This window comes from Schaalia odontolytica, assembly GCF_002847525.1.
Taxonomy (GTDB): domain Bacteria; phylum Actinomycetota; class Actinomycetes; order Actinomycetales; family Actinomycetaceae; genus Pauljensenia; species Pauljensenia odontolytica_B.
The window spans coordinates 1-9,540 of record NZ_PKKM01000021.1; the positions used below are offsets into that span (position 1 = coordinate 1).

Below are 9,540 nucleotides of genomic sequence, written 5' to 3' on the forward strand. Positions count from 1 at the left end.
CGCAACCCCCATCATCGGAAGACCTCGACCTCTACCCGGCCACGACACGCCCAACCCCGCATACCACCCCCACACCCTCAATTATGAAGAGCCTGAAATCCTCTGGATCTGTCTTCTGTGATGCTGTAGTCGGTGCCTGGCACGGGGCCTAGAAGCTCGTCCGGAGGATAGTCCATATCGACGAGCTCGCCGAGCCCCTCGCGTACGAGGAGCGTCAGTGCTATGGTCGCCAACTCAATGGAAGGGCTCGTGAAGATAATACCGACGGTATTGCGTTCTTCGTAGTCACCGATCGTAATTCCTTGTGCGCTCTCGGTGAGAAAATAACGTAGACGTTCTCGTCTATCAACGAAGGTGAGACTGTCACCGTTATCTTTGACGAGATTCGGGGGAAAGTGCTCGCCAAGGAGCGCTAGTGCGTGGCTACGAAACTGTTCCCACAGCATGTGTTACTCCTGTCTGTCCGTGGGCTTAGCGAAGGGGATGCGTGGCATGCCGAAGAGGGCCTGGCAGGCTTCCTTGGTGCTTTCAATGTGGGCGATCTCGAAGAGGCGCTCGGGTGAGTGCTTCATGAACCAGGGCAGATTTAGGGCAGCACGTGTAGATATGTCCGCGATGATGCCCGTGGACGACCCCTCGTAGAGGAGTTCCCCTGTCTCGAGATCTTGTGACCAGTGTGGGGCAGGAGAGAGCCATCTGAATGCAATGCCAATATCCTCCAGGTGCAGGCTAAGGCGAAGATGGTCGAACAATTCCATCACGAGCCATTGTTTAACTGTGGTCAGATCGTTAGCGCGAATTTCACCTCCGGGCCTGTAATTTCGCTCGCTTGTTCCGCTGAAATAACAGCCGTTCTTGTGCCAGATATGAATCATGACTTGAGGATCTGGCCCATTGAAAAAAATGTGTTCTTCGGACAGTTCAATTACTTTCCTGTGTGCGGCCGAAACGACTGCTTCAATGAACTTGTCGTCGCTGATCGTTGTCATAGTCTGTCGTGTCTCATGCTTTCCTGAGTCGTTTGTCGAGGACTTGAGGCTGGCTGGTCCGACAATGCGTGTGCACTGGAGGGAGAGAACTCCGAAGCGCTCCGACTGTTGGCCTAGGCCATGTATTTCTTGAGGAGGTCTTCGAGGTCGTCTTGCATCGCGTGGGTGGTGGGAACGGCAATGGATGGAGTGTTGGAATAAAAGCGGACGCTTGGATCGTCGATGCGATGGTAGAGCAAGGTGGGTGGCCATGGGGTCTTTTCGGCTACCCATGACGGGTGGAGTTGATCGATCTTTCTGGGGAATCTCGGCAGGTCAAAATGCAGTGCCATGGCGCGCTTCGCTCCCAGCTGCGTTGTTAATACGTAGGCAGCGACGGAATCGCAATCAGTTTGAAGATCAGCACTAGTCGATGGTTCTCTTTCCGACCGTGAGAAGAACGTGGTTCCGTCCTCGTCCCAGACAGTGAAATAGAGGGTGCCGTCATTCGTGAAAGACAACGCCTGGTTGAACTCCCGTGTCCTGGTCAAAGAGTCGCGCACAAGGCGTTCGATGAGATCGGTGTACCGTTCGAGCATGGTGGCGGTCCTTCCGGGGGCGTCGTGTGGGACTTCGTTGAGGGGTCTATGCGCTTCGGCCGTGTGCTCACATCAGTGCGTAGACGTGCGATGGTTCGGGCTGCGTGTAGGCGGTGAGGAGAGCGCTGAGATCTAGTGAGCTCGCTTTTGTAATGACAGCGTCCATGTTTGGGTTTGTCGTCGAGAAAACGAGCGATGGATCGTTGACGTGCCGGAAGAGGAAGCGGGGGTGTTCCGGTGTTTCTCGGCACAATATCCATTCAGTTTCAAGATTACTGAAGGTGTGCATTCCACGGATCGTCTTCAGTCCTTCTGCCTGGCGCCACAAGGGCGCTAAACGAAAAACGATGGCGAAACAAAAGACGGCGGCACTCGGTGTGCTCACCGTGGTTTTCTTGTCGTCATCAGTACTGGTGACGCTTTGCGAGCTCAGATCAATATGAATGGATGTAGCTGTGTCGGTCTCGCAGGTGATGTGGTAGGTGTCTGAAGTAATGTCAGCACGGAGTGCTGCAGAATTCGTTAGCGTTGTGATAATCGCTGCGGGATCCATGCTTTGTTCTTTCGTCGTGTGGTTGTTGGAGTCAGTTTGCTGATGGTTGAGCTGATGCTCGTCTGTGATAGGTGGCCACTAGAACGAGAGAGCGTGGATATGTCTATGATCGGTGCCCAGCTCGCCGCCAGATGGATCGAGGAAAATATCGATCAGTGAATCGAGAGGAAAAGACGTGAAATACGTCAAAATAATGTGGGATTCTGGTTCAGAGGTAGAAAAGTGCATTGACGGATCATTATCTTCTGTAACGTCGAAAGAGCTCAATGCTTTGTCCGGCCGCTCAACAGCCCACCCCGGCTGAAGGGCAGCCCATCCGGGCGGTGTGGCCAGCTGTTTGTAACTCTGGGCGCTTCGGTACAATCCTCCAATGATTCGTGTGAATTGATGGAGGGCAATAGCTTCGTTGCGCGTCTGAAAACTGAAGCTATCGGGAGCGTGTCGCTCATATGAACCTACTTCGTAGAATCCATCAGCGAATCGGAATCGGTAGTACCGCGTGTAAGGCGCGTCAAGTACGTAATCACAATTTCCGATGTTTTGTACGCTCAAGTCTGCGTGCGAGATCCTCTGGGTCAGGGAATGCAACTGTTCTAGCATCGGGCGCTCCATCCTTCGGGCATAAGCGGTTGGACACGGTGAAACAACATGTGGGTCAACACTGAAAGAGCGCGGCGTATCCGGCTCCGGACGGTTCGAGGACGAGGGAGAGCAGGTCCTCGCTTGGTGTGCTCATCAGATATGACAGCGGGAGCAGCGCAGCTGGCGAGAGGTTTGTGTATGTTTTGGGAATGGGGGAGGCTTTGCTTGTCAGGAAGTAGCTAATCGGCTCTAGGAATTCGATGGAAAAGCTGGGGTGAACGTCGGTCACTGGCGGGAGGGTGAGGGGTGGGAGCTGGTGTGCTGTGCGAATGTCGGCGGCGAAGTGCATGATCGCGAACTTCTTGAAGATCTCGAAGGAGACCGAGCTGAAGCGTGCCCCGCCGAATGAGTATTTATCGACCTCGCCGTAGGCGTAGTACTCCTTGACCATGGTGAAAGCGTCGTAGATAAAGTCTTCACCCGGCTCGACCAGGATTAAGTCTTTCTTGATCCACGTTGTGTGCCCGGAGAGTTCGCACAGGCGAGTGATGTATGCAGCGAGTTCTTCGTTCATGTGATGGTTGCTCCTCCTGGGTGCGCACTTCCGACTGCCTTGATTCTACGGCCGCGGTGAACCCAGGGAGGGGGTCGAGGCCTCGGCGATAGCTCGAGCGCATCGGAATGATCGGCATTTCGCGGATACTGCGGGATCGATAGTCGAGGTGAGTTCGAAGAACGGTGGGGACTTCTTCGAAATGGTGAATGCCGTGCGCGGGACGGGGCCCAAGAGATCCCGAGGCGTGTACGACATGTCCGTGAGCGTGGCTATCCCGTCGCGTGCGAGCAGAGTGAGACACGTGGTGGCGAGTTCGTGAGATTTGGTTATGCAGAACGGGACCACGGTGTTTCGTTCGCCCTCGAAGGCAATGACGATTCCCCTCTCATCCTCGGTGAGAACGTAGCTTGTGTAGTCACGCCTGCTGGTGAAAACGATGCTGTCACCGTTGTCTTCTAGGAGTTCAGGGGGAAAGTGCTGGCCGAGGAGCGCTCGTGCGTGGCTCCGAAACTGTTCCCACAGCATGTGTTACTCCTGTCTATCCGTGGGTCTATGCGAAGGGGATGCGTGGCATGCCGAACAGGGCCTGGCGGACTTCTGTGGTGCTTTCGATGTGGGCGATCTCGAGGAGTCGTTCGGGCGAGTGGTTGAGGAACCAGGGAAGATTCGCGGCGGCACGTGTGGAGATGTTCGCAATGATGCCTGTGGGTGACCCCTTGTAGAGAAGTTCTCCTGTCTCGGGATCTTGTGACCAGTTTGGGGCGGGGGAGAGCCATCTGAATGCGATTCCAATGTCCTCCAGGTGCCAGGTCAGTCGAAGGAAATCAAACAATTCCATCACGAGCCACTGCTTACTTGTGGTTAAATCGTTGGCGCGAACTGCTCCTCGCGGATTATATGATCGTTCGCTTATTCCGCTGAAATAACAGCCGTTCTCGTGCCAGATGTGAATAAGGACCTGAGGATCCGGTCCAGGGAAGATGATGTGTTCTTCGGCCAGTTCATGTACTTCTCTTTTTGCGGAAGAAACGACTGTCTTAATGAACTCGTCGTCGCTGATCGTTGTATCCATATGAGACGCTCTCTACTCTCTTCTGTCGATCAGAGCTTTATATTGGATGATGCGTCGGGTGCCCTACAGGTCGTCGGTGTTCCTCAAAGCAGCCAATAGTGGCCCGTTCCTTCCTTCGTTGATGAGGGCGTCGATCAGCGTTGTGGTGTCGACATTGAAGAGCCGGGACAAGACGGCATCGTGCGGGGGATACGTTGTGGAGTACGTGAGGCTCTCATCGTGATTGCACGTGATATCAAACCACGGCGAATCGAGGGCCGAGCGCCTCACAGTCCAATCGGACTGGAGGCGGCTGAGCGTTTTCACGGCAGTGGGTGGCAGGCCGTTTAGCTCTGGGTTTGCCTCGCCGAGGACAAGGGCGAGGCGTGCCAGCAATATCTTGTGGTTGTCGCAGCGCAGCATGTAGGAAACCGTACCGCTGTCATATGTTTTGTTGATGACAAGGAGGTGTTGATCGGTATGCAGAATTGCTTGCACGTCGTCCGATACCGTCAATCGCACTTCGTGTCGTGAATCGTCTGCCGATACCTGAGTCATTGGGGTAAACAGCGGAGTCAGCATCTCTATCGACATGTTGATACCAGACCTCTCCGGTTAGAAACGAGCGTAGAAATTGTGAACCTCATCGAGCGTGCCGAGAGGGGGTGCTTCGGGGTCGAAAAACATGTCGAGCACCGTCTTGACGGGATAGACGGTGAGGGAGGGGATATGCAGGTATCGGTCGAGTGAGCTGGTTGTGTAGCTCAGCTCAGGAAGGCGTTCGGAAGTCACGTGCATGCTAGAGCTTCCCGTCACTCGTTGGATCGTCCAACCAACGGGGAAGGAGCGCCACCCGTATTCCATGTTGATCTGTCTGTAGCCTGCAGCCATTCGGTAGAAGGAGCCAACGAGCTCTATCAAGGCCAGTGACGCGATATCAGGAGAAGACGTCCACATGTTTGAGTAGCGTGTGGTCGCTCTTTCGTCGGAGCCAAAGAAATACTGCCCATCGTCAACCCAAAAGTGCTGACTCATTGACGCCCCGTATCCGAAGACACAGTCGTTATCTCCAATGAGGTCGGCAGAGACGCCGACGCTCTTTGCCCGTTCGATCAGCTGCTCGAGCACATCCATGATGACGTCCTCCCGTGGGTGACACTCCTGTACCTCGAGTATAAGCGCGTTATCCTATCCTCGAAGGCGTCATTCGTTGACACCCGGTGTGTTCAGGCCTGTGCTGTTGGGAATGCGCGGTGTCCGTTGCGTGCGGCGAGCGCTCGCCATGTGACACGACGGAGCGAGTCACTCAGCTGTCGCGAGCTGAGTGTGCTCTGGCTGTTGCCTTGGCGGCCAGCAGGGCAGCCGTGTTGGCTGACGTTCCGTGTGGTCAATCGCCGGGTGGTTGAGTCGATGATGGCGTTGTTGCCCCCGCTAGCTAGTGGGGGCAACAACGCCGGCTCTTGTCGTGTTGAGGCGTTAGCCCACGGGAATGAGGAAACGTTCTGACGCGCCTTCGGGCAGGTCGACGCGCTGGCTGCGAGCAGCGCGCAGCGCGGGCTCAAACTCAATGAGAATGGGAGTCCAGGAGTCGAGAACGCGGGTGGGGGCGAGGCTCTTTCCGCCTTCGGTCAGACGCATTTCCTCGTAAATCTGGATGGTCACTCCGAGGAGCTCCTGAGCGGGATGCACGTAGAAGTAGGATCCGGGCATGTAGGTGACCTCTTCGAGATTGAAAGAGGGGGCACCCATCATAAGTCTGCTGAGGTCTCGTCCGTTCTGGCCGATAAAAATAGCGACCTGCGGAACCGCCAGGTTGTTTGTCGCAATCGAAATGTTATGCGATGTTGCCGTGAGCACGGGAGAAGCAATCGCACGCGGCTCCGTGATGGAAGTGTCGACATATCCTCGGAAGGTTACCGACGGGGTCGGGGGTAGTGACTCGAGAAGAGTCAAGAGACTTTTGATGTTGTCTTCGTTCATGATTCCTCCTGTGGTTTCTAGTCAAAGCGTGCAAGGTAGTCGGGCAGGACGTACGGTGATGTCCAATCGCGGAGCAGGCCTGTGTATTGGACGATGCACGTATAAGCGTTGCGCTCGTCGAGAGTGTTAGGAGCGTTCCGATAGGAGTTCGGATTGTGCGGGTCAGGCTGAAGGAAGCTTTTGCGCAGGAGGTATTCTGGTTTTTTCCACCACACGGGGACATCTCGAACCTCGATGCGTTCTTCCGCCGGGGTTGGTAGCTGTGTGAGTGAGCCGTACAGGTCAGGATCGTCGGGGTATCGATCCACGTAGATCGTGCGCAGCTGCCCAGGCACGGTCCGCGGCGGCACGGCGATCTCGGTGAATGGCGGAATGTCAGGAGAGCTATGCTCCCAGGCAAGAACTCGCACCCAGATGGACCCCACTCGCGTGTTGTTTGCCCAGGGATTGGTGTGCCAGGGACGTCCGTCTGCACGCACCACAAACCAGGGATTGCCCCAGCCTAGATCCACGAGGAGAGCGAACGTGTCAGTCCCGCGAATGGGGTGATGGGAGACAATAGAGCCTCCAGAGTTGCGTATGCCGTGCCGAAGCTCACTGCGCGTACCGGAACTGATAGGCATCACCCAGCCCTGTGGGCTCGGGGTCCCGAAAGGCTGGTAGGGCACCCGTGGCAGCGCCTCAGGCAGACCCGATAACGTGCGGAGCGTGGCTGAAAAACGACGGATGACGTCGCGTTGGTGGGGGAAGAGTCGCTCCCAGTCGAGCTGGCCGTCTTCAGGGCGCTTAGGGAGCTTCCAGATCATTGGGCAATCCCACCAATGATGGTCGGCAATCCACAACTGTGCTCCGTTAACGTTTCCATTCACCGCGACGGGCATAGCTGCATCCTACTTTCTCTGCCTGAGTTTGATGGTGTAACTTCCGTTAGAAAGTTTATCTTGGTCGACAACGTCGAACTCAACTCCGGACTTAAAAAGGATTTCATCTTGTGTGGCATACATAGACATCGGGTGGATGTTTGAACCCGACGCCTCTTCAATCTCAAACAGGACTCGTGTTTCCCCAGGTTCGGGATCGAGCCTCTGCATGAACATCTCTGCCACTTCAGACTTCGTACTAGTTGAGAAGAACGCAGGGTCGTGGTAGACACCGGTACTGATTGCCTCGTCGCGTCGTTGGTTCCGTGTTGAGTGGCTGAGTCAGTACAGGGGCCGCGAGTCGTGCCTACGACGAGGCGGTGGGAGCGTGAAGCTCCCACCGCCTCACCGTTTGTGGGGACGAGGCCGGGGCGTGAGTGCTCCGGAAATCGGCCTAGGCCTTGTATTTCTTCAGGAGGTCTTCGAGGTCGTATTGCATCGCGTGAGTGGTGGATACTGCAAGGGATGGAGTGTTCGAATAAAAGCGAATACTTGGATCCTCAATGCGGTGGTAGAGCAAGGTCAGTGGCCATGGGGTCTCGTCGGCTACCCATGACGGGTGAAGTTGTTCGAGCCTTTCAGGGAATCTCGGCACGTCGAAATGCAGTGCCATTGCACGCTTTGCTCCCAGCTGGGTCGTTAATACGTAGGCGGCGACAGAATCGCAATCAGTATCGAGTACGATACCTTTCGATGGCTGTCTCTCTGACCATGAGAAGAATATGCTCTCATCCTCTTCCCAGACGGAGAAATAGAGGGTGCCATCATTCGTAAAAGTCCAACCCTCGTTAAATTCACTTGTTCTGGTCAATGAGTCGCGTAAAAGGCGTTCGATGAGGGCGTTGTGCTGCTCGAGCATGGTGGTGGTCCTTCCGCTGCAATCAGAGGATGCTTACATGGTTGCTATTGTTCTGGAGTTTCGCGCCAGTGGTTGTGGATGTGGGAGCGGTCGAAGAGCGCGGCGTATTCGGCGTCGGACGGTTCGAGGACGAGGGAGAGCAGGTCGTCGCTTGATGTGCCCATCAGGTACGACAGAGAGACCAAGGCATTGGGCGAGAAGATTGTGTATGTCGTGGGAATGGGGGAGGCTTTGCTTGTCAGCAGGTACGAGGTGGGTTCGTGGAATTCGATGGAAAAACCGGGGTGAGCGTCGGTCACTGGTGGGAGGTTGAGGGGTGGGAGCTGGTGCGCTGCACGAATGTCGGCGGCGAAGTGCATGATCGCGAACTTCTTGAAGATCTCGAAGGAAGCGGAGCCGAAGCGTGGCCCGCCGTATAAGTATCTATCGACGTGGCCGTAGGCGTAGTAGTCCTTCCGCCTGGTGAATGCGTCGTAGATAAAGTCTTCACCCGGCTCGACGAGAATCAGGTCTTTCTCGATCCGGGTCGTGTGCCCGGATAGTTCGCATAGGTGAGTGATGTATGCGGCGAGTTCTTCGTTCATGTGAGGGTTGCTCCTCCTCAGCGTGCGCTATCGACTGTCTTGATTCTACGGCCGTAGTGATTACAGGGAGGGGGTCGAGGCCTCGTCACGGTAAGGGGAAACGATCGAGCGTTAGCCGGCGGATGGACCCGGTAGCAGGGAGCGGAGCCTGTGGAGAGGGTGTGCTGGATCCCCCCGATTGCGCCGACAAAGCCTTATGAAGAGCCGTATAACGCCGACGATTTCCCATAACAGATACCTCACTGTTACAGACGGACATCCCCGCTTCACGAAGCGCCAACAACACCAACCTAAGCCCAGTGTCGAATCTTGCTTTAGTCGTCGTCCCCGTAGGGGATATGCGTGGTTCCAAAAAGAGATTGGCAGGCTTCCTCGTTGTCCTCGATGCGTGCGATCTCGACGAGCCGTTCGGGCGAGTGGTTGAGGAACCAGGATAGATTGGTTGATTCCTTGGACCATTTCCCAGTAAAAATGTTGGTCGGTTGATCGTCGTGGCACAGCTCAAGGGAGTACTGATTAGTCCCGGGCCTGTGGGACCAGTTCGGCGCGATCAGGAGCTCCCGAAACCTGATGCCCAATGGTTGGAGGTCGAGGCACCATCGCAGTAGATCAAAGTTGTACATGACCAGCCACTGCTTCACGGGGGTAAGAGAATCCGCCCACATGATGGTGCCAGGGGGAGAGAGGCGTTCGCTTGACCCGCCCGAGTAGAAACCGTCCTCGTACCACGCGTGGATCATGACATTAAGATCGTTGCTCCGAAACCACACGTGATCCTCGCTGACAACGTAAAGCGGCTCTTCATAATTGAGGGTGTGGGGGTGGTATGCGGGGTTGGGCGTGTCGTGGCCGGGTAGAGGTCGAGGTCTTCCGATGATGGGGGTTGCG

General features: G+C 55.6%; 16 protein-coding genes. All 16 read right to left on the bottom strand.

From position 1 onward, the window contains the following. Nucleotides 1–77: 77 nt before the first annotated feature. Nucleotides 78–446, bottom strand: coding sequence for a hypothetical protein (locus tag CYJ22_RS09900; RefSeq protein WP_243390507.1), 369 nt, complete (start codon nt 444–446; stop codon nt 78–80). 3 nt (nt 447–449) lie between these two features. Beyond that, on the bottom strand, nt 450–989 hold the full coding sequence (locus CYJ22_RS09905; RefSeq protein WP_101602492.1) for a hypothetical protein: 540 nt from the start codon (nt 987–989) through the stop codon (nt 450–452). Nucleotides 990–1,102: 113 nt separating this feature from the next. Continuing rightward, on the bottom strand, nt 1,103–1,567 hold the full coding sequence (locus CYJ22_RS09910) for a hypothetical protein (protein WP_101602493.1): 465 nt from the start codon (nt 1,565–1,567) through the stop codon (nt 1,103–1,105). 67 nt (nt 1,568–1,634) lie between these two features. Then, nucleotides 1,635–2,120, bottom strand: a complete 486-nt coding sequence (locus CYJ22_RS09915) for a hypothetical protein (RefSeq protein ID WP_101602494.1) — start codon at nt 2,118–2,120, stop codon at nt 1,635–1,637. A 78-nt stretch (nt 2,121–2,198) separates the two neighbouring features. Further along, a complete protein-coding gene (locus CYJ22_RS10140; protein ID WP_133124170.1) occupies nt 2,199–2,720 on the bottom strand; it encodes a hypothetical protein in 522 nt (173 codons plus the stop codon). A 55-nt stretch (nt 2,721–2,775) separates the two neighbouring features. Beyond that, a complete protein-coding gene (locus CYJ22_RS09920) occupies nt 2,776–3,276 on the bottom strand; it encodes a hypothetical protein (protein ID WP_101602495.1) in 501 nt (166 codons plus the stop codon). A 45-nt stretch (nt 3,277–3,321) separates the two neighbouring features. Next, a complete protein-coding gene (locus tag CYJ22_RS09925; RefSeq protein ID WP_101602496.1) occupies nt 3,322–3,783 on the bottom strand; it encodes a hypothetical protein in 462 nt (153 codons plus the stop codon). A gap of 25 nt (nt 3,784–3,808) precedes the next feature. Further along, on the bottom strand, nt 3,809–4,330 hold the full coding sequence (locus CYJ22_RS09930) for a hypothetical protein (RefSeq protein WP_101602497.1): 522 nt from the start codon (nt 4,328–4,330) through the stop codon (nt 3,809–3,811). Between the two features lie 63 nt (nt 4,331–4,393). Next, nucleotides 4,394–4,903: a hypothetical protein gene (locus CYJ22_RS09935; protein WP_101602498.1), complete on the bottom strand. Its 510-nt coding sequence runs from the start codon at nt 4,901–4,903 to the stop codon at nt 4,394–4,396. Between the two features lie 21 nt (nt 4,904–4,924). Further along, on the bottom strand, nt 4,925–5,443 hold the full coding sequence (locus CYJ22_RS09940; protein ID WP_007589832.1) for a hypothetical protein: 519 nt from the start codon (nt 5,441–5,443) through the stop codon (nt 4,925–4,927). Nucleotides 5,444–5,785: 342 nt separating this feature from the next. Next, the gene (locus CYJ22_RS09945) at nt 5,786–6,289 is read right to left on the bottom strand and encodes a hypothetical protein (protein WP_101602499.1); all 504 of its coding nucleotides are present in this window, start codon (nt 6,287–6,289) and stop codon (nt 5,786–5,788) included. 17 nt (nt 6,290–6,306) lie between these two features. Beyond that, nucleotides 6,307–7,170 carry a hypothetical protein gene (locus CYJ22_RS09950; protein ID WP_101602500.1) on the bottom strand — a complete coding sequence of 288 codons (864 nt, stop codon included), beginning with the start codon at nt 7,168–7,170 and terminating at the stop codon, nt 6,307–6,309. 9 nt (nt 7,171–7,179) lie between these two features. Then, nucleotides 7,180–7,452, bottom strand: coding sequence for an ADP-ribosyltransferase domain-containing protein (locus CYJ22_RS09955; protein ID WP_101602501.1), 273 nt, complete (start codon nt 7,450–7,452; stop codon nt 7,180–7,182). 151 nt (nt 7,453–7,603) lie between these two features. After that, nucleotides 7,604–8,068, bottom strand: coding sequence for a hypothetical protein (locus CYJ22_RS09960; RefSeq protein ID WP_101602502.1), 465 nt, complete (start codon nt 8,066–8,068; stop codon nt 7,604–7,606). Between the two features lie 44 nt (nt 8,069–8,112). After that, nucleotides 8,113–8,652, bottom strand: a complete 540-nt coding sequence (locus CYJ22_RS09965) for an Imm61 family immunity protein (protein WP_101602503.1) — start codon at nt 8,650–8,652, stop codon at nt 8,113–8,115. Nucleotides 8,653–8,966: 314 nt separating this feature from the next. Continuing rightward, nucleotides 8,967–9,530, bottom strand: a complete 564-nt coding sequence (locus tag CYJ22_RS10350; protein ID WP_243390509.1) for a hypothetical protein — start codon at nt 9,528–9,530, stop codon at nt 8,967–8,969. Between the last annotated feature and the right edge of the window lie 10 nt (nt 9,531–9,540).